14 protein-coding genes are annotated in these 19,662 nt (G+C 64.3%); 7 read left to right on the forward strand and 7 right to left on the reverse strand.

What is annotated here, in order from left to right; translation table 11 throughout:
* Positions 1-122 precede the first annotated feature (122 nt).
* From ACVC7O_RS07800 to ACVC7O_RS07815, 4 genes are all read left to right on the forward strand, one after another.
* On the forward strand, positions 123-1,049 hold the full coding sequence (locus ACVC7O_RS07800; protein WP_458325520.1) for a hypothetical protein: 927 nt from the start codon (positions 123-125) through the stop codon (positions 1,047-1,049).
* Positions 1,050-1,071: 22 nt separating this feature from the next.
* Complete coding sequence (locus ACVC7O_RS07805) at positions 1,072-3,846, forward strand: toll/interleukin-1 receptor domain-containing protein (protein WP_458325521.1); 2,775 nt, start codon at positions 1,072-1,074, stop codon at positions 3,844-3,846.
* Positions 3,847-3,961: 115 nt separating this feature from the next.
* Entirely contained in the window at positions 3,962-6,265 is a 2,304-nt protein-coding gene (locus ACVC7O_RS07810; protein WP_458325522.1) for a TIR domain-containing protein, read from the forward strand.
* A 20-nt stretch (positions 6,266-6,285) separates the two neighbouring features.
* Complete coding sequence (locus ACVC7O_RS07815) at positions 6,286-7,794, forward strand: autotransporter outer membrane beta-barrel domain-containing protein (RefSeq protein ID WP_458325523.1); 1,509 nt, start codon at positions 6,286-6,288, stop codon at positions 7,792-7,794.
* 3 nt (positions 7,795-7,797) lie between these two features.
* Here ACVC7O_RS07815 and ACVC7O_RS07820 read toward each other — a convergent pair whose 3' ends face one another.
* The 4 genes from ACVC7O_RS07820 to ACVC7O_RS07835 form a co-directional block, all read right to left on the reverse strand.
* Positions 7,798-9,081: a TRAP transporter large permease gene (locus tag ACVC7O_RS07820; protein ID WP_458325524.1), complete on the reverse strand. Its 1,284-nt coding sequence runs from the start codon at positions 9,079-9,081 to the stop codon at positions 7,798-7,800.
* A 9-nt stretch (positions 9,082-9,090) separates the two neighbouring features.
* On the reverse strand, positions 9,091-9,627 hold the full coding sequence (locus ACVC7O_RS07825) for a TRAP transporter small permease (RefSeq protein WP_458325525.1): 537 nt from the start codon (positions 9,625-9,627) through the stop codon (positions 9,091-9,093).
* A 66-nt stretch (positions 9,628-9,693) separates the two neighbouring features.
* Complete coding sequence (locus ACVC7O_RS07830; RefSeq protein ID WP_458326056.1) at positions 9,694-10,626, reverse strand: TRAP transporter substrate-binding protein; 933 nt, start codon at positions 10,624-10,626, stop codon at positions 9,694-9,696.
* A gap of 106 nt (positions 10,627-10,732) precedes the next feature.
* A complete protein-coding gene (locus ACVC7O_RS07835) occupies positions 10,733-11,518 on the reverse strand; it encodes an SDR family NAD(P)-dependent oxidoreductase (RefSeq protein ID WP_458325526.1) in 786 nt (261 codons plus the stop codon).
* 343 nt (positions 11,519-11,861) lie between these two features.
* Between ACVC7O_RS07835 and ACVC7O_RS07840 the strand changes: the two genes are divergently transcribed.
* Together ACVC7O_RS07840 and ACVC7O_RS07845 are read left to right on the forward strand one after the other, a co-directional pair.
* On the forward strand, positions 11,862-12,542 hold the full coding sequence (locus ACVC7O_RS07840; protein ID WP_458325527.1) for a GntR family transcriptional regulator: 681 nt from the start codon (positions 11,862-11,864) through the stop codon (positions 12,540-12,542).
* Between the two features lie 47 nt (positions 12,543-12,589).
* Entirely contained in the window at positions 12,590-12,901 is a 312-nt protein-coding gene (locus ACVC7O_RS07845; RefSeq protein ID WP_458325528.1) for a cupin domain-containing protein, read from the forward strand.
* On the opposite strand, the gene ACVC7O_RS07850 is transcribed toward ACVC7O_RS07845, so the two are convergent.
* Positions 12,873-13,448, reverse strand: coding sequence for a DinB family protein (locus ACVC7O_RS07850; protein ID WP_458325529.1), 576 nt, complete (start codon positions 13,446-13,448; stop codon positions 12,873-12,875). The genes ACVC7O_RS07845 and ACVC7O_RS07850 overlap by 29 nt on opposite strands.
* Positions 13,449-13,528: 80 nt before the next feature.
* Here ACVC7O_RS07850 and ACVC7O_RS07855 point away from each other — a divergent pair, with 80 nt between their 5' ends.
* Entirely contained in the window at positions 13,529-14,848 is a 1,320-nt protein-coding gene (locus ACVC7O_RS07855; protein ID WP_458325530.1) for an aminotransferase-like domain-containing protein, read from the forward strand.
* A 37-nt stretch (positions 14,849-14,885) separates the two neighbouring features.
* Here ACVC7O_RS07855 and ACVC7O_RS07860 read toward each other — a convergent pair whose 3' ends face one another.
* Positions 14,886-17,498, reverse strand: coding sequence for a bifunctional diguanylate cyclase/phosphodiesterase (locus tag ACVC7O_RS07860; protein WP_458325531.1), 2,613 nt, complete (start codon positions 17,496-17,498; stop codon positions 14,886-14,888).
* Between the two features lie 656 nt (positions 17,499-18,154).
* The gene (locus ACVC7O_RS07865) at positions 18,155-19,423 is read right to left on the reverse strand and encodes an Hsp70 family protein (RefSeq protein WP_458325532.1); all 1,269 of its coding nucleotides are present in this window, start codon (positions 19,421-19,423) and stop codon (positions 18,155-18,157) included.
* Between the last annotated feature and the right edge of the window lie 239 nt (positions 19,424-19,662).

The following is a 19,662-nucleotide window of genomic DNA, read 5'->3' on the forward strand; positions in this document are numbered from 1 at the left end:
AAGGTCTCGGGGAGTTGCGGCAAACTGGACAGCTCTGATCCAATTTGCCAAGCTGACCCGGCGGGCGCGGTATCATCCGGGGAACCGTCAGATCTGGTCACCTGTAGGGGGAGGGGCGCGCCATGACTGCTCTGCCGGAGAGCGTTCAGCAGGACCCGAAGTATCGCGAAATCAAGGCGCGCCGCGAGCATGCCGCCGCAAAGGCGCGCCAGGCGCAGGCGGCCTATCGACGGTGCATGAGTGCCTTCATCGTCGCAACCGCGCTCTCCGCGCTGCTGGGCGGGCTATTGTTGCTTGGTTTCGAGGCGAGCGCCACATCCAGCGGCGAAAGCGCGGGACCGAGGGGGTTCATCGAACAGTTTCAGAGCCTCGCGGCGATCTATCGGACGCCGCTTGGCGTCCTACAGGCGCTCGCCCTGGGTGCGGCGGCGGTCTTTGCCTATCTGCTCAATGAGGCGCGCTTTGCCACGAAGTGGATCGCCAACCGGACCAAGGCCGAAGCCGACCGCGGCGTGCTCTATCGCACCGCCTTGGAAGTCGCGCACGACCAGGGTGGCGAGACCTTCTCGCAGACCGCGGCGTACGTCTATGGCGCCTTCGTGGAGGGGCAGATGTCGTACCTGCGCAAGGCCACATCGGCGCATGACAGCCGGTCGTCGCGGCTCGCCATTGTCGGCGCGCTTGTGCTGGGCCTGGGCGTGGTCGCGTCTTCACTGGGCTCGCTTGGCAGCCCGTCGCTCGTCGTGCTCGCCGCCTTTCTGGGCGTGATGTCACCCGCGTTGTTGGCCGGGGTCAAAAGCTGGCGCGAGATGAGCTTTGACCGCGAGCGGGCCTCGCTGCACGAGAGCACATTGCAACAGCTGAGCCCGCTTGCAGCCGATGGCGGGCGCTTGACCAAAGCGGGCACCGAGGGCGATCTGGCAGCGGCTCTGGCCTATGTCGATGAGGTCATCGCGGTGCTTGAGGGCGATACGAACGCCTTTGTGGGGCTTGCCGCGACAGCGACAAAAGCGCCTGCCGTACCGGCTGCGGGCGGCGGCGCGGGCTGAGCCCCGGGTGCCGGACCACTAGATGCCTGCCGATACTCCGCTTTCGATCTTTCTGTCCTACTCGCGGCGGGATCGCCCGCAAGTGGACAGGCTGCTTGCGGAGCTCGAAGCCAGCGCTTTTGACGTGCTGATCGACGTCGAAGACATCCGACCGGGTGAGCCGTGGCGCGCGCGGTTGTTGGGCATGATCGACGCGGCACATGTGGTGGTCTTTGCGCTCACGGCGGCCAGTGTCGCGTCGCGCGTCTGCCTGTGGGAGATGGAGCAGGCCCGGCTGCAGAAGAAGCGGATGATCATCGTGGTGATGGGCGAGCATGACACCGCGCGCGTGCCGCCCTGGATGCGTGCGCTCAACTATGTCTCGATGCGCACCCAGGCGGAGGTGGCTGCGAATATGATGCGGCTGGCCGACGGTATTCGCGTCGCACCCCGCTGGCTCCGGTATCACACACGGTTGCTGCAGCGCGCCCGGGCCTGGGACAGCGGTTCGCAGCTTGCCGAGGAACTGCTGACAGGGGCCATCTTGAAAGAGGCCGAGCAATTCGTGTTGCAGCCGCCCAAGGATGCGCCCGAAGTCGGCGAGCTTGTGCGCCAGTTCGTGATGACCTCCGGAGAGCGCGAGCGCGCCGAACAGGAGGCCGCCTTGCGCGCCGCTGAAGAGCGGGCGGAGCGGGAACGTCGCCTGCGCAAGGATGCGGAATCCCGGGCCTTGGCTGCCCGCAGCCAGATCCTGGCGGACCAGCGGCATGACCTGGCCGGTCTGGTGGCCATCGAGGCCTGGACCCGGGCACCAAGCCGTTTGGCCCGGATCGCCCTGTGCCAGCGCGCGATGAGCCACCCTCGGCTGATGCAGATGCTGGCGCCTGTGGGGTCTTACACGCATCCCGGGGCGAAGTACCAGTTGCGAGATGGCGCCGCATTTTCGGGCGATGGCCGCTATCTGGCGCATGTTGAGGGCGTTGATCGGGATCGGCTCCGCATCTGGCGGCTCGAGGGTGCGCCAGAGTTGATCGGCGATACGCCGGCCATTGAACCGGCACGGGCGATTGTCCACATCGGCTTTGTGGGCCGGGCGCAGGACCTCATGCTCCTGACCAGCGACGGCACGATTTTGCGCGCCGAGACAGTGCAGCCGGATCAGCCGCTGGCGGAGGTCTATCGCTATGAGCCGGCATCGGGTGCCCGGGGGTTCGCCGCCAGTCCGGCGCATGACGACGTGTTTTTGTGGTCAGGCGGCGAGATCAAGGTGGTGAACCTTGCCACCGGAACCCAGAGCTATAGCGCGCGGTCGCATTTCGAATTGATTGAGCGCGCCTGGTGGATGGCAGACCGCCGGGTCTTGATGACAGGCAAGCAGGGTTCCGAGGAGCTTATGCAGAACCGCCCCGATGTCAGTGCCCTTCTGGACCCACACAGCAACCGCTTTGTGCGCGAAGATACAGGCGTCGCGGCGCCGTTCAGCAAGCGGCGGGCGTATTTTCGAACGCAGAAGGGCGCACGGGACGTGATGTGTCATCAGGCTTATCACGATTACGCGCCGCAGCCGTGGTTCCACAACCGGGACCAGCCTGCGTGTTTTGCGGTTCATCCCGAGGACGACGAGATTGCCTTTGCGACAGAGGCCCAGATTGGCATTGAACGCGCAACGCAGAAGGACCTTCCGCGATACATGCCGGTGCATGCGCGCGCCAGCCCGCCGGCACATGGCTGGTATGTGGACTGTGTCCAGCCCGGACCGCCTCAAGGAAACATCGGTTATGTGTCGCTTGCGCCCGATGGTTCGGCGGCGCTTTGGTCCAAGGACAAGCGCAATCCGCTGACCACGCATTTGGCTGCGCCGGACCTGAAGGTCTTTGGCACACCGCGCGCGCTCGTGCGTCAGCTGGCGTATCAATCGGATATGGCGCGGCTCGCGCGGCTGAACGACGATGGGCAACTGGTCATTTGGGACCGGAACAAGCGCCGGGGCAAGGCCGTCAAGGCGCCGCCCCTGGCCGCCATTCACTTTGCGGGCAAAGAGCTGTTCGGCGCCTTGCTGGATGGGCGTGTTGCGGTGCTGAAGGCGGCCACGCGCCCTGTGCCGGGGGTGTCTTTCGACCCCGCAGTTGCCCCGCGCGGCGCCGATGGTGGGTTGATCGGACGCAGTCCGGAGGGGGCTTTTGCGATCTTTGACGCCGCGCAGGGCGGTTTGCGACCGCTGGGGGACTGGGAAGCGCTGACGTTGGAGGATGGTGCCGATATCGGTGGGTTGGACTATTGCGCGGCAACCCGGCGGTTGGCCGTGCCACGCGCATCTGCGGTTGACATCTTCGCCTCGGACAAGGGTCAGTTTCAGCACGTCCGCAGGCTTGAGACCAAGCTGCGGATCGCCGATGTCCGCCTCACCCAAAACGGCCAGCGCCTGCTGGTGGCAGGATGTGAGGCCTTCGAGATCTGGGACGCGGAGAGCTTCGAGAAGCTGGCGGAATACGGCAGCGGCAGCGGTGTGGGGGCCACGTGGCGGGCTGCGATTGATCCCAGCGCGTATTTCATCGCGGCGAAGGGGGATCACGGGGGGACCTTCACGCTCTATGACGCCAGTGACGGCGCGCAGATCGCGACCGTGCCGCCGCTCGGGTCGTCGGATGCCGGCATCGGGATGACGTTTTCGCCGGATGGCTCGGAACTGGCGATGGACGATTCAGATGGCGGGTTGTTCCTGCTCGATTTCAAGCCGGAGAGCTGGGTGCGCCGGGTCAGACAGGTCGCGGGCCGTGACCTCACGCCGAGCGAGCGGCGCATGATCCTGGAAAGATAACGGCGCCCCCATTCGGTGCTGTGCGGGCACTCGGGTCATGACAGGGATGGCACCTTCGTGCTATGGTTGAAATAATTTAACCAAAGTCTTTCCCGGTCCCGGCATGGATTGCACAATGCCGTCTGAGTTGAAGTTTTCGGCGTTTATCAGCTACGCATCGCGAGATCGCAGTCTCGGCGAAACCTTCCACCGCGCGCTCGAGCGGTATCGCATTCCGAAGAACCTGCGCGGACGCCCGTCGCCGCTGGGGCCAGTTGGCGCGTCGATTGGGCCGGTGTTTCGCGACCGCACGGATCTGTCGGCGCATGAAAGCCTGCAGGGCGCGCTCCATGACGCCCTCTGTGCATCGCAGTACCTCATCGTGCTGTGCAGCCCGGCCTCGGCTGCATCGCGCTGGGTGAACGAAGAGATCCGGACCTTCCGGCAGCTTGGGCGGGAGGCCTGCATCATTCCGGTGCTCGTCGAGGGGCGGTCCGACCCCTTTGATGCCGAGACGGCGCCGAACGGTGCGTTCCCGCCCGCGCTCTTTGAGCACATGGCGGAGGAGGTGGTTGAGCCCTTCGCGCCGGACCTGCGCCCCAGTGCGGAGCGTGGCGGCGGCGATGGGCTCGAGATGGCGATGCTGAAGGTGATCGCCCGGATGCTCAGCCTGCCGCTCGATGAGCTCAAGCAACGGCACCGCGAGGCGGAACGCACCAAGCGGCGGGTCTGGCGTGCGGTGGGTTCGGCGATGGCGGTCCTGCTGGTCGCTGCCGGTGTCGGTGGCTGGGCTTCCTGGCAACAGAGCAAGGCCGCGAACACGCGGCTCACGCTGGCCATCGACACCGCGCAGCGGCAAATGCAGGCGGCGATTGGCTATCGCAACCGGCATGGGGTGCCCGCCTCGCTGCTGGAGGAGCTGTTTGATCAGGCAGATGCGGATCTCTCGTCTCTGCTGAGTGAGGCCAACAGCGCGCCGATGATCAAGCTCAACCAGGCGCGGCTGGCGCTGTCGCTCGCGGATTTCTCGCACGTCTCGGGCGATGTCGGACGCCGCCGCACCCTGCTGGAGGATGCGGAGCGTCTGTTGGATGAGATCGAGACAGAGGCGCCGCCGCTGGGTGTGCGTCTGGGGTGGCTGCCCGATGTCTCGCCGCGCGCGCTGAGCTTTGAGCGGATCGGATTGTTGCAGGAATGGGCGCGCGAGCATCTCAGGGCAGGGGACCCGCAGGCGGCGATACAAACCTCTGCCGCGGCCCTCGCGCTCACGGAGGCGCGGGCCGACGATGATCCCTTCTGGACGCGGGAGAGGGCGGATGCCTTCTGTGAACACGGCGATATCCTCTACCGCGCGGGCCGGGATGATGCGGCGCTCGAGGCGCGACAGTCCGGCGTTGCGCTGCGGCGGGCGCTGGCGGAGACCGGCGCTGACCCGGCAGATGACGTGCGGTTGGTGGCGGCGCTGTCGCAGGAGGCCACCCTGTTGCGGGCGCTGGGCGATGTGCAGTCCTCGCTGACCGCGCAGGCCGAAGCCGCGGAGCGTGCCACGGCGCTTTACGCCGGGCCGGACAGCGACCTGCGACATGCGTCGGTCTTTTATCTCGCGCACCTCTGGCATGCGGATGCGCTGAATGCGGCCCGTGGTGCACCCGAGGCCGAGCACGCGGCGCTTCAAACTGCGGTTGCGCTGGCCCGCGACATGACCCAGGCCGATCCGGGGCGCATGGACTGGCAGGCAAACCTGGCCATTGCGCTGGAGCGCAGCGCCGCCTTCACCACGCGCCATCTCTGCCGGCCGCTTTTTTCCGACAAGCTGACGGCGCTGGCGACGGCAGAGAAGGCGCTGGATGAGGCGGTGCTCATCCAGGACCGGCGCGTGACCCGCGACCCCGATGACACCGGGCGTCTGCGGGACTTATCGGTGGTTCTCGAAGCCAAGGCCGTGCTTCTTGCCGATCATGCGGGCCTCGTGCCCGACGCTGTTACAGACCGGCTCGACCGTGCGCAGGCGCTTCTGGATCAGGTCTCCGACCTGCATGAGAAGCGGCTTGCGTTGTCAGGCGGCTCGGATGTGGTCGCGCAGCACGATCTGGCGCTGTCGCAGCTCAAACGCGCGCGGGTGGGCACGTTGCAGGGCGCATCTTTCGAGACGAGTGACGCGCTCTTTACAGCCGCCGAAGACACGCTGCTCGGTTTGCGCGATGCGCCTGCGGTGCCTGCGGTTCTGTCCGAAGAGCTGGCCGCGCTGTCCTTTGCCCGGGCGCAGCATTTCGCGGCGCATGGATATATGCCCGAAGCAGAAGAGGCGCTGCAAAAGGCAATCCGCCTGCTTGAGAAACGGCAGGCGGAGACGGGCCAGGCGGCGCTCTACGAGGCAGACCTTCGGCTCTTGCGGTCCTACGATCTGAGCGTCCCGCCGGTTGATCCGGCCTCATGTTGAGGCAGAGATGGCCGTCGGGGGTGGCCTCTGCCACGCTCTGCTTGGGTCTTGCGTCACAGGCATTGGGCGATCCTGCGGCTCGGGTCTTCACGACGCGGGATGAGGCAGTGCGCGACCTGGTCACGCTGCGGGGCAACGGGGCGGACGTTGTGATCGGCAGCGACCCGGTTCCGCCGTTTGACCCGTCCACAAACTGCGCTCTCGCTGATCTGCCGTCGCAGCTGACAGGCGGCGGGTTCACCGGTGTGATCGGGCCAAACCTGTCGCGGCATTGCGATGGTCCCTCCAACATCATCAGCGGGACGGTGCTGAGCGCGGGGATCGGATCGTTGGGATCGACCCGGACGGTCTCGCAACCTGATCTTGAGCGTGATCGGCAGACCTTTTCCGAAGATGGCACATTCGATCAGGCCACCCCATCGACCTCGCCTCCAACGCTGAATTTTGCCGAGAGCGCCAGTGCGTTTTTGAGTACGGAAGCCTTTGATCTGCCGCAGATTGCCCTGTCCTTCGGGGGCGACGCCTGGACGGTCTTCAGCGAGGTCGGCTACCGCGATGTGCAAGCTGATCAGACGGATTTCTCGGCACCTTTCGAGGCGGACGGGATCGAGCTGCGTGTGGGCGCGATACATCAGGTGACGCCGACGAGGCGCTTCGGGTTTCTGCTCGACCTCTCCCGCATCTCGGGAGAGTTGCGCAGCGGGTCGGACCTTGTGGCCAACAACGCCTTTGTCAACGACACCCCGGCCTTCGTGCCTTATCGCGACCTTTGTGGCACGGACCCGGTGGGCGATATCGACCGCGATGCCATTGCCGGAACGGTGTTCGCCGACACCCGGCTTCGGAGCGGTGCGACCCTCAGCTACTACGCGACACTCGAGTGGCAGGAGGAGGCCTACGACTCCTCGGCCTGCTATACCTCCGAGACCGACACCGGTGGCGATGATTTCGTTGAAATTTTCGCGGGCCGCCTGAGCGCGGAGAAGCAGAGCCGATCAATTACGGCGGGCGTCAGGCTTGACCGCAGTTACCGGTTCGGGCGCGCCACGATCACGCCAAACGTGGGGTTTGCGGCCAAACACACGCATGTCCCGTCTTATGCCGAGAGCGAACGGGCCGTGGATGGCAGAACCATCTTCACGACCACCGTCGGAGGCGGCATCGTGCCCACCGGAACCGCCCTGCAGTTCGATGCGCAGCATATCAACACGGCCCAGGCGCGTCTGGGGCTCGATGCGCGGGTGCGGGCGGGGCGCGCGACGGTCTTCACAGTCGATGTGGCCTACGTTCAGGAGTTGGGCGATGGGCAAAAGCGCGTAACGGCGGATTTCGTCGAGGACGGGAGGGCCGAGCCTGTCAGCTTCAGCTTTCTCGGCGCACCGGTGGATCGGACCTATCTGGAAGTGGGGGCGGGCGTGGCGACACAGATCGGGAGCAACACCGTGATCGGACTGCGTGGCGAAACGCTTCTCAAGCACGACTACGTCGATGACACGAGGGTTTCGCTGCAGGTCTCCGTGCGGTTCTAGGCGTTATGGGCTCAGCAGTGTCGGCAAGGTCATCGACACCGCGGGGATGAAGGTGATCATCATCAGCGCTGCGAAAATCGCAAGGTAGAACGGCCAGATGGTCCGTACGGCGGTCTCCATCGGCAGCTTGCCGACGGCGCAGCCGACGAAGAGGCACGACCCCACGGGAGGGGTGCAGAGACCGAGGCCCAGGTTCACCATCAAAATCATGCCGAACTGCAACGGGTCGATCCCCAGGCTGATCGCCACCGGCAGGAAGATCGGCGTGCAGATCAGGATCAGCGCCGCCATATCCATGATCATGCCGAGGATCAGCAGCACCGCGTTGATCATCAGCAGGATCAGGATCGGGTTGTCGGTGAGCCCGGTGAGCAGCGCTGCCGTTTTGTCCGGCACGCGGTAGAAGGTGAGCATATAGGCGAAGGCCCCGGCGCAGGCGATCAGGATCATCACCATCGCCGTGGTGCGTACCGATTGGGCGACCGCGACGCGGAAGTTCGCCCAGGTTATGCTGCGATAGACCAGCAGGGTCACGAGGAACGCGTAGATCGCGCCGAAGGCACCGGATTCGGTGACCGTGAAGATACCCGAGAGCACGCCACCCACGATGATCACGGCGGTGAAGAGGCCCGGGATGGCTGCGACGAAGCTGAGCGCGAGGCTGCTCCAGCCCGGGAAGACCTCGGCGCTGTAGCCGCGCTTGACGGCGACAAGGTAGGCCGCGACCGCGAGGCAGAGGCACATCAGCAGGCCCGGCAGAACACCGGCTAGAAACAGCTTGGAGATCGAAATGCCGCCACCGGCCGCGATGGCGAAGATGATCATGTTGTGGCTGGGCGGGATGATGATGCCGGCGATGGAGGAGGTCACGGTGACGTTCACCGCGTAATCCGCGTCGTACCCTTTCTCCTTCATCACCGGGATCAGGATTGAGCCGAGCGCCGAGATGTCCGCCACGGCGGAGCCGGAAATGCCGCCGAACAGCATGGAGGAGAAGACATTCACGATGCCAAGCCCGCCGCGCACGGCCCCAACGGCGGCGGAGGCGAAGCGCACGAGGCGCGCCGCGATCCCGCCGTGGAACATCAGCTCGCCCGCGAAGATGAAGAAGGGGATCGCCATCAGGGAAAAGACGTTGATGCCGGAGATGATCCGCTGGACCCCGATCATCAGCGGCAGCCCTTCGAACCAGAAGGCGGCCATCGCCGAGATGCCGAGCGCGAAGGCCACCGGCACCCCGATGATCACGCAGAGGGCAAACATGCCCAGAAGAACGAAGAGCCCCATGGTGAAATCCTACCCTATGGAGTCGCGGCGGCTGTCATGGCCCGTCATCAGGCGCACCAGATGGCCGAGCGTGAAGAGCAGGATCAGCGCCCCGCCGATGGTGAGGGGCAACGAGCGCAGACCCTCTGGCAGCTGGATCAAGGGGATCATCGAGCCCCATTTAAAGAGCGTCAGTTTCGTGCCTTGCCAGAGCAGAAGCAGCCCGAACCCGGCCAGAAGCAGGTCTGTCACGACGACAAAACCGGTGCGCAGCCAGGTGGGCACGATGCTGCGAAAGGCGGTCACCGAAAGATGCGTGCTTTCATGGATGCCGACCGCCGCGCCGAGAAAGGCGATGGTCATGACCAGCAGGAGCGCCGCCTGTTCCACCCAGGTGGGCGTCGCGTTCAGCACGTAGCGGCCAAAGACCAGCCAGCCGAAGATGACGGTGAGGATGACCAGTGAGAGCCCGGTGATCACCCGGCAGATCGCGGCGATGCCATCGAGCAGGGTGTCCATGCGGGACAGCAATAGCGGCGCCTCGCGAGGGGCCTGCGACTCGGTCATCTGGTCTCTCCTGATGTTCTGGATACGCCCGCGTCGGATGAGCGGGCGTATCCGGTAGCGAACCGTTTACTCGGTGGACTGGATCATCTCGACCAGCGGGCGCAGGTCGGGGTTGCCAGCGAGATAGGCCTCGTAAACCGGCGCCATCGCAGCCTGGAAGGGGCCCTTGTCGGCGATCTCATTCACGACCACACCGCCGTCTTCAACCATCTTGCGGCTGGTGGCTTCGCGTTCTGCCCAGAGATCGCGCTGCAGCGCTGCAGATTCCACCGCCGCTTCGGTCACGGCCGCCTTCATCTCATCGGACAGGCCATTATAGACGTCGGCGTTGATGCAGATGCATTCGGGGATGATCAGGTGCTGGCTGAGCGAGTAGAACCCCGCCACTTCGAAATGCCCGGTCGACTCGTAAGACGGCCAGTTGTTCTCGGCGCCGTCGACAACGCCGGTTTTCAGCGCTTGGTAAACCTCGGCAAAGGCCATGGGCGAGGGGTTGCCGCCCAGCTCGGCGATCATGCCGGAGTAGAGGTCATTGTTCATGACCCGCACCTTCATGCCTGTCACGTCCTCGGGCGTGTTGATCGGCTTGGCACCATTGTAGAACGACCGCGCACCGGCGTCATACCAGGCCAGCGGCACAAGCCCCTTTGCGGCCATGCCAGCGGCAATCGCCTCACCGCCTGCGCCCTCGAGCACGCGGAACATGTGCGGCACGTCCTTGAAGATGAAGGGCAGGGAGACGACGTTGGCCTCGGCGGCAATCGGGCCGATTGGGCCGAGATTGAAGTTGCCGATCTCCAACCCGCCGAGGCGGACCTGTTCAATGGCGTCGGGCTGGCTGCCCAGCGTGCCGCCGTGGAACATCTGGAGCGAGATTTCGCCCCCGGTTTTCTCGGTGAGCAGCTCGGCGAACTTGTCCATCGCGACGGTGTTCGGATAGCCGTCGGCATGGATGTTCCACCCGCGCCAGTCCGCGGCAACCGCAGCGGTGCAGAGCATCGACACCGCTGCCGCGGCCCCGATCAATGATGTTGAAAATTTCTGGTACATGTTGGTTCCTCCCTTGGATATTGGGCCTTTGGCCCGAATAGTTGGCTTGCGCCGTTTACGAAAAGACGAGCCCTCCGTTGATGTCGATGTTGGCTCCGGTGATGAAGGCGGCGTCGTCTGACGCCAGGTAGGCCACGAGATTGGCCACGTCTTCCGAGCTGCCTTCGCGTTTGAGCGGGGTGATGCTGGCCACATGGCTGCGCACCGCGTCCTTGGTGAAGGTGTTGTGAAAATCGGTGTCGATCATGCCGGGGCAGACGGAATTGACGCGGATGGTGGGGCCCAGTTCCTTGGCGAGCCCGCGCGTCATCGTCATCACCGCGCCTTTCGAGGCGGCATAGGCCACGGCGCCGGGGCCGCCTCCGTCACGTCCGGCCTGGCTTGCCAACCCGACAATCGACCCGCCCTGCGACATGTGCGGCAAGACCGCCTTGACCATGCGCATGAAGGACGTGGCGTTCAGATCCATCACGTGGTTCCAATGCGCGACATCCATCTCGGCCATGGTCTTGCGGGCGACGAGACCGCCGGTGACATGGACCAGCACGTCGATTGTGCCGCCGAAGGCCTGCGCCGTTTCATCAACCAGGTCGGAGACATCCGCGTCGGAGGTCATATCGCCCTGTTTCGCCAGGGCGCGCCCTCCGCTGGCGACGATCTCGGCCACTGCACTGTCGGCGCCTGTCGAGGAGCTGTGGTAGTTGATGGCCACTGCGGCGCCTGCGTCGGCGAGGCGCAGCGCGCAGGCGCGCCCGATGTCGCGGCCACCACCGGTGACGATGGCGGTCTTTCCGGCCAAGGTCTGCGCGGGTGTGACAGGCAGGGGGTTTGTTTGGCTCATGACCGGTCCTTTCGGGGCGTGGCAACGGGGCTTGCGGCCCGCGAGTCCTCGGGCGAGCAGTTCGCTCTGCTCATGCGTCTTGCCTGCGGTGGCAACATTCCGATCCCTCCCCCTTGCCGATGCGGCCCTCCGCAGAATTGCGAGAATGCCCGGCAGCTTACACTTGGCTAAGTTAGACGACTAGTATACTAGTACTGTCAAGGAGTATATTTTACTCCAGTGAACGAGGCGTCAGAGCTGCGGGGCAAGCCCCCGGAGCTGGACGGGCGTTTGGGCCGCAATGAGCTGCTTTGCAGGGGGTTTGATGTCCGCCTATAAGGCCGCAACGCAACGAGGATCGAAAATGCAGGGTTTCTCTGACATATTGGAGCGGCGAACCACCACGGACCTGGTGTTCGATCAGCTGCGCGAGGAAATCGTCTCGCTGGCGCTTTTGCCCGGCACGAAGGTTTCGGAAGCGGAGATCGCGCGCCGATTCGGAGTGTCACGCCAGCCGGTGCGCGATGCGTTCAACCGTCTCGAGAGCCTCGATCTGCTGGTCATCCGTCCGCAGAAGGCCACGAAGGTGCGCGGCTTTTCCATGGAGCGGATCAATCATGCCCGGTTCGTGCGGTTGGCCGTCGAGCTTGAAGTGATCCGAAGCGCCTGCGCGATCTGGGACGGGTCGCGCCAGGGGACGTTGCAGGACAATCTCGACCAGCAGCAGGCGGTCATCGATGCGGGCCACCCCGAGGCTTTCCATGCGCTGGACTATCAGTTTCACAAGCTGATCTGCGAGCTGGGTGGTCATCCGCTGGCCTTCACGACGATCGAGGAATGCAAACAACGGATTGATCGTCTCTGCGTGCTCAGCCTTGGCCGGGCGAGCGAGGCCGCGACCCTTCTGGAAGATCACAAGGAGCTGGCTGCGGCGCTGAAGCGGCAGGATGCCGAGACGGCCACGCAGGCAGCGCGGCGCCACCTGGCGCGTCTCGATGACACCATCACCGAGATCCACCAGAAGCACTCCGAGTTCTTCGACTGACGCGGCGTGCCCGCATCCGCCCGCCCCCTGCTTGAGGAGCCCGACCTGTGCCGAAAGAGTTTCCCATCGTTCCGACCGACCCCGGCGTGACACGTCAGGTTCTGGCCGATCACCCCGAGCTTATGGTGGTCTCATTCTGCTTCGAAAAAGGTGCGGAAGGGCAGGTGCACGCGCACCCGCATGTGCAATCGACCTATGTAAAATCCGGGCAATTCCGCTTCTCGATCGACGGTGATGAGCAGCTCGTCGGGCCCGGTGACAGCTTTGTCATCCCCTCCGGGGCGCGGCACGGGTGCATCTGCGACGTACCGGGAGAGCTGATCGACTGTTTTACACCGCGCCGGGATGATTTTCTCTGACGAGGTGTGACGGGGCGGCTTGCGGGTCCGACGCGTCTGCGAGGCCCGGCCAGACATCGCGGAGAAAGACCGTCAGATCATTCGGCGCGAGGTCAATTCCGTGCCGGAAGAGAAGGGTGCTGACAAAGCCCCGGTGATAGGTCGCATGGTTGACCAGGTGCAGCAGGATGTCCTCGCGCGTCATCGCGCCTTTGCCGCCGCCGACAAACGTGAAGGTGACCACCTGTGCAAGCTCCCGAGCGCTCCATTGGCGCGCGAGGTCGACATAGTGGGCATTCATCGCGCGGAGGCGTTGGGCGACCGCGTCGAATTCCAGCGTTTCACTGCGGTGGCGCGCTGTGTGCGGATGCGTCTGGCCGTCCAGATGCGCGCGAAACATCTCGGCCACGACCAGCGTGTGATCGAAAGTGCCGGAGATGCTGCCGAAGAGCGTGTCGCGCGGCGCCATCAGCGCGCTTTGGGGCAATTGCTCGGCATTCCGGAGCATGACGTCATCGGCCCAGGCCATGTAGCTTGTCATGCGATGAACCAGTGATAGCGCGGGCATTGGCGTCCCTCCTCGGGTGGCGTCAGTTTGACAAGGCGAATTGCACTGAGCAATACTTATATTGTTCTCGGAGCAATATGGTGACCAAACCCTACGTACGACTTGCCGACCGGATCGCCGCGCAGATCGCGACGGGAGCATTGCCGGTGGGCACGCGCCTGCCGCCACAACGTGTTTTTGCTTATGAGGAAGGCATCGCGGTTTCGACGGCCAGCCGCGTTTACGAGGCGCTTCGCGATCGCGGGTTGGTGGCGGGCGAGGTGGGGCGCGGCACCTATGTCGCCAATCGCTTTGCACCCCTGGACCCGGCGCTGCAGGAGCCATCGCGCGCCGGGATCGATCTGGAGATCATGTTCCGCTTGGGCGATGAGGCTCGCGGGCAGATCGCGCAGGCGACGGCGCAGTTCTTCAAGGCGGGCTTGCCCGAGCGCGCGGCGGCGCCGGCATCGGTGACAGCGGGGGCTGCGGGCGAAAGCCTTGCGCGGCTGATGTCCTGTGATGACTGCGTGGTTGAGCCAGAAGCGCTGCTGCTTGCGGGAAATGGCAAGCAGGCGATATCGGCCTGTCTGTCCGCGCTGGCGCCGCGGGGCGGGCGGATCGCGGTTGAAGCGCTGACGTATCCGTTTGTCATTGCAACCGCGCGGCTGCTCGGGATCGAACTGGCGCCGCTGCCTCTCGATGATGAGGGGATCGTCCCGGATGCGCTCGCAGAGCAGGCGCGCGATGGGCTGCAGGGTGTCTACGTGCAGCCAACACTGCAAAGCCCGCTGGTGCTGACGATGTCGTCTGCGCGGCGGGCGGCGATTGCCGATGTCTTGCGCCGCCATGACCTCACGGCCATCGAGGATCGCGTCTATGGCTTTCTCCGACCGACCGTGCCCTTGGCCGCCTTTGCGCCTGAGCGGGTGATCCAGATCGACAGCCTGTCGAAGAGGCTGATGCCGGGCCTGTCGCTGGGGCTGATTGCAGCGCCGCAGCGCTGTCATCAGGCGGTGTCGCGGGCCTTGCGCGCGGGGGGGTGGATGGCGCCTGCGCTATCGGTGGCATTGGCCGGGCATTGGTGTGAGCAGGGTTTGGTGGCGCGTGTGGAAGGCACGAAGCGTGCCGAGGCTGCGCAGATGTTCACGATTGCCGAAGAGGCCCTCTCGGGGCTGGAGTTCAAGGGCGCGGCAGACGCGTTGCATGGGTGGATTGACCTGCCGCCGCAATGGCGCGGGGCAGAGTTTGCCGCAGCCTGTGCCAAGGTTGGCATTGCGGTTGCGCCGGGGCAGGTCTTTGCGGTTACGCCGGGTGTGGCGCCAGCAGGCGTTCGCATCGCCTTTTCGGCGCACAATCTCGAGACCTGGCGGTTTGCCCTGCAAGAGGTGGCTCGGATCGCGCGGGCCCGCGGAGCCGGGTGATCAGCCGCTCATTCGGCCTGCGCAAAGGAGCTCTGGCCTAAAGCGTGTCGCGCCGTTTGTCGCGGTGCACTGCGAGCGAGGTCACCGACGTATCCCTGGATTTTTGTCGAGTGTGCGCAAAGGAACGGAAGTCTTCAAAATCCATCGGCTTGGCGAAATAGAAGCCCTGCAGGGTATCGCACCCCAGATCGGCCATGATCACGGCGTGGTCGGCTGTCTCGACCCCTTCTGCCGTGACCGAGATGCCCAGGGCCTTGCCCATCTCGATCATGTTGCGGACCAGCGCCCGTGCGGTCGGATCGGTGTCGACGGGTTGCACGAGCATACGGTCGAGCTTCATCACATGCGGATGCAGGTGCTTGAGACCGATGACCGAGGCGTGGCCGGACCCGAAATCATCCACCTCGATCTGGAAGCCTTGCCCGCGCAGGCTGTCGATGCGCTCGACAAAATTCTGGTCCTGTTCTTCGACCAGCACGCTTTCCAGCACTTCCAGCGCGATGCGCGTCTGCCCCAGATCGTATTCCGCGACGATATCCTCGATCCGGGTGTTGACGATCTGATGCACATCCATGTTGAAGGCGATCTTGGGGATCGGGAGGCCCTGCGCATTCAAAAGGCACACCGCCTCGATCCCAGATCGGAAGATTTGCCGGTCAATCTCGGGCGTCAGGCGCAGCTGATTGGCGACCCGCAGAAACTGCGAGGGTGTCAGAAGCCCGCGTGTGGGGTGATGCCAGCGCGCCAGGGCTTCGATCCCCACCAGGTCTTCGCTCTGCGCGTCGAATTGCGGCTGGAAGAAGGGGCGGAACTCCTGGGCCTTGAGGCCGAGCTCGATCTCTGCGGACAACATGCGCTTTTCATTCACGATGCTATGAAGTTGGGGCGTGTAGACGGTGGTCGTGTTCCGGCCCAGCTCTTTCGCGGTGTAGAGGGCGGAGTCGGCACTTTTGAGAAGATCATGGTTTTCGATAAGGCCGCCGATGGCGGAGGCCACACCGAAGCTGGCGCCGACCCTGCAGATCTTGCCTTCGAAATCCATCTCCTCGCGAATCTTGCCAAGGAGCTGATCCGACAGCCGTGTTGCATCCACCGATCCGCTGCCGCGCGCCAGCAATATGACGAATTCGTCGCCGCCCACGCGCACCGCGACATCGCCCGCGCGAATGCCGGTCCGCAGGATCGCGCCGACCTGCTGCAACACAAAATCGCCCGCGCTGTGGCCAAGCGTGTCGTTGACGTTCTTGAAGTGGTCGAGGTCGATCCGGATCAAGGTGCGCGGCGGGTCGCTGTTGGTCACCTCGGTGTCGAGGATATTGTCGAGGAAGCGGCGGTTTGGCAGGCCGGTCAGCGCGTCATGCAGCGATTGCTTTTCGGTCGCCGCCTTGGCTTCGGCGAGCTTGGCCTGCGCTTCCTTAGCGCTGGTGATATCGGTGGCGATCGAGGCGAACCGGCGCCCGTTTCGTTCCGAGGCGTCGAGGGGAGAGATGCCGAGGTTTGTCCAATAGGCTGTGCCGTCCTTGCGGTAGTTCAGTATCTCGGCCTGCACGGCGCGCCCGGCCGAGATGGCCTTGCGAATGGTGCGGCGCGTTTCCAGATCTGTGTTGGGGCCGTGCAGAAGCTCGCCAGGCCTTCTGCCGACGGCCTCCTCCTGAGAATAGCCGGTCAGTTCCGTGAAGGCATGGTTGACCCAAAGAATGCGTTCGCTTTCGTCGGTAACGGTGATGCTCTCGCGCGCCAGTTCGGCGATCTCGGCCAGTTCGGCCAATTCGCCTTGCTGAATGGCGAGCACTTTCCGGGACCGCTCAAGCTCCTGGTGGGGCCGCACGATGGCGCGCATGCCCGACGCGGCCATCAGGCTGAAGGGGAAGATCAGGGCCAGAAGGGCCACCCCGATGCCGGTCAGCACCAGGTTGCGCCCGACGGTCTGGATCTCTTCGGCGTCGGTATCGACGATAAGGTGGAAATCCGCCCCTGGCATGCGGGTTGACACCGTGGATCCCGCGCCTCCGTGCCAGTCTTCCCAATACTTATTCTGAAACGTGGTGGCGATGATTGTTTTCGGAGCTTCCTCGCCCGCGCTCAGCACATGGGTGAGGTCAATCCGGCGGTCGAACGCAAGCAGACCTTCGACCAGGCCCGTGGACACAATGGGGATGGTGATCAGAAAATGCGCCTCATAAGCGCTGCCTGCGGGCCGGTAGGAGATCCGCGGCTCGACCGCGGCGCGCCCCTCCATCAGCTCGGCCATACCCTCCAGCGCTTCGACGGGCAGGAACGGCGAGGGCGCGCCTTCGGTGCCCACCGAGAGGATCACCTTCCCGTTGTGGTCAATCAGCCGGACATTCGTCGCGTTCTGCAGCCGAAGCAGCGCGCTTTGCGCGCGCGCGGGGCGGCTCTCGAACCCCATGAGGTAATTGATGACCTCCGGAGAGCGGGCGAGAAATTCACCCTCGTCCAGCATGTTGTCCAGAATACTGGCAATGACGTTCGCCTTGGTTTCCAGATGCGCGCGCTTGGCGTCTTGCTGCATCTGGTGCAGCGCGGGTGCGGATGCAAACCAGATCGCCGCCGCGACCGACATGATCGAGAAGACATAGCCGATCAGCGTCAGTTTCAGAAAACGGGTGGTGAAGCTGATTTGCTGCATGAGCCGTTACTCACGCGCAATCGGTTGTATAAAGACAGCCCATGATCATGGCCGACCGCTGGTCTGACGTCGTGCTGTCAAAGACGTGTCGGGAGGGTTTGAGGATGTCGTGCACGGCGAGACACCGCCACACGGGCGCGCGATGTGGCGCCCCGCGCACCACGCCACAGCCTGATACGGCAGCGCGGCTGCAGAGCGTGTGTTGTCTGTACACCTGTACCCTCAAACCCCTGACCAACGACGTATAACGACAGGCATCCGAGTTAGCAGTCAGCGGTTAATGCGTTGTAAAACCGGCCCTCGAGCAGCGGGGGCGACCGGGGCGAGAGATCTGTCCGCTGTGCCTGTGCAATCGGGCCGTTTCTGGCCCCGCTCGGCGCCACAGACCTTGCTGATCTGCCCGGCTTCTCAACGGCAGTCTCAAACGCTTTTCTATATCAAATCAGTGATTTGCGTATCTGGTTGTGGGAGGGTGTCGTGCCCGATAGCGGGCCGTTGTTTTTATTCGAGCTATGAGCTTACGGGCGCGGCTGTCGCCGCAGATGGGAGAGGTGTTGAGTCAATTTAGGAGCATTTAGCGGTCATTGGCGATGGGCCCATGAAGCGACAGGCCTCTTGCACGGATTTGGCCGCGCCCGAAGGAAGTGAGAGGGAAGTCAGGTCCGGGATGCCGCGCGGTCTCTCTGGTCTGCTGCCATGGCGAGGCCGTCAACGACCGCGGTGAAGGCGTCCGAAGACACAACGCGGGCGGTGGGGCAGTGATCGGCGACAACCTCGGAGACGAGGGCCATCAGGCTCGAGCCTCCGACGAGACCCACTTCGGTCACATCCTGCGCGTGGATGCGAGCTTGGTCGAGGGTGGTTGTGATGGCGTCGGCGAGCGTGGCCTTATGCATCGCAAGCGTGGCATCGACGGAGGCCCGTGTGGCGGGAACCGCGAGCCCCGCCTCGATAAAGGACAGGTTGATTATCGCGTCCGTCTGTCCACCATTGGCAGCGATCTTCCCGGCTTCGACGGCGAAGGCAATGTCATGCCCCAATTCGAGATCGAGAACCTGCGCGAAACGACCCAGCCGGTCCGGGGCTTCGGAGAGGCGGAGCATGCTGGCCACCATCCGACGCGTCTCGGGCGTATAGAGGAACGGGATCTTGGCCCAGGTGGCGAGGTCCGCAAAAGGAGCGACAGGCACGGGCAGCAGGCCCTCGCCCATCTCCCGGCGCAGCAGGGTGCCAAGACCAAGGTGCGGCATGACATGCGACAGCGAGATCGCGTGATCAAAATCGGTCCCCCCGAGACGTACACCATGGCTGGCCAGCACTACGGGCTGCCCGGCCTCCTGCCGTACGACTGTGAAGTCGGAGGTGCCGCCGCCGATGTCGACCACAAGTTCGACCTGACCATCCTGGCGCGCCCGCGCGGTTGTGAGCGCTGCCGCCTCTGGCTCCGCGAGGAAGGAAACTTCGGCGAAGCCCGCGGCATGATAGCAGGCGCGCAGGTCACGCTCGGCCTGTGCATCCTTCTCAGGGCTCGCGGAGTGGAAGTGCACCGGGCGACCGGACAGGGCGCGCGTAAAGCGGTGTCCGGTGTGATCCTCTGCCTGCCGCCGGATCTGGTCCAGAAAGGCCGCCGTGATCTCCAGCACGCTGCGGCGGCGGCCCGAGATCAGGCGCCGCTCGTGAAAGAGCGGGACGCCCAGCACGGATTTGAGCGCCCGCATGAAGCGCCCCTCTTCCCCGGCAATGAGCGCGTCCACCGCGGCGGTGCCGATCTGCATCTCGCCTTCGTCAGCGGGGAAAAAGACCGCCGTGGGCAGGGTGGGCTGACCGCGTTCGATCGGAATGCGATCCACGGCGCCATCCTGCAGCAGTGCCGCTGCCGAATTCGACGTTCCGAAGTCGATTGCGAGGGTGCGCCCCTGCGTCATGTGCTTTCACTTCCGTTGTTGGGGGTGTGATCATGTGGAGCGCCAGCGGCAGGAGGGTCCGTGGAAAAATCCCTGTATAGAGTTTTTTCCCAATCACAAAGGGCCTTGATGGTTTTCAGCGAAAACCGTTTGAGGCGGGCCGCGTACCTATGGGGTGTGAATGATTGGCGTTGCTGTGCGGTGTCGGCACCGGACGCAATACCAGTGGAAAAACCACACCGAATCGAATAGAACATAAC

The sequence above is a fragment of the Roseobacter cerffii genome (genome assembly GCF_054226325.1).

Excerpts from the sequence above, each read along its gene's own strand:
- ACVC7O_RS07860 (WP_458325531.1), bottom strand. The coding sequence starts at position 17,498 with ATGCAGCAAATCAGCTTCACCACCCGTTTTCTGAAACTGACGCTGATC.
- ACVC7O_RS07800 (WP_458325520.1), top strand. The coding sequence starts at position 123 with ATGACTGCTCTGCCGGAGAGCGTTCAGCAGGACCCGAAGTATCGCGAA.
- ACVC7O_RS07865 (WP_458325532.1), bottom strand. The coding sequence starts at position 19,423 with ATGACGCAGGGGCGCACCCTCGCAATCGACTTCGGAACGTCGAATTCG.
- ACVC7O_RS07830 (WP_458326056.1), bottom strand. The coding sequence starts at position 10,626 with ATGCTCTGCACCGCTGCGGTTGCCGCGGACTGGCGCGGGTGGAACATC.
- ACVC7O_RS07825 (WP_458325525.1), bottom strand. The coding sequence starts at position 9,627 with ATGACCGAGTCGCAGGCCCCTCGCGAGGCGCCGCTATTGCTGTCCCGC.
- ACVC7O_RS07850 (WP_458325529.1), bottom strand. The coding sequence starts at position 13,448 with ATGCCCGCGCTATCACTGGTTCATCGCATGACAAGCTACATGGCCTGG.
- ACVC7O_RS07820 (WP_458325524.1), bottom strand. The coding sequence starts at position 9,081 with ATGGGGCTCTTCGTTCTTCTGGGCATGTTTGCCCTCTGCGTGATCATC.
- ACVC7O_RS07840 (WP_458325527.1), top strand. The coding sequence starts at position 11,862 with ATGCAGGGTTTCTCTGACATATTGGAGCGGCGAACCACCACGGACCTG.
- ACVC7O_RS07810 (WP_458325522.1), top strand. The coding sequence starts at position 3,962 with ATGCCGTCTGAGTTGAAGTTTTCGGCGTTTATCAGCTACGCATCGCGA.
- ACVC7O_RS07835 (WP_458325526.1), bottom strand. The coding sequence starts at position 11,518 with ATGAGCCAAACAAACCCCCTGCCTGTCACACCCGCGCAGACCTTGGCC.
- ACVC7O_RS07805 (WP_458325521.1), top strand. The coding sequence starts at position 1,072 with ATGCCTGCCGATACTCCGCTTTCGATCTTTCTGTCCTACTCGCGGCGG.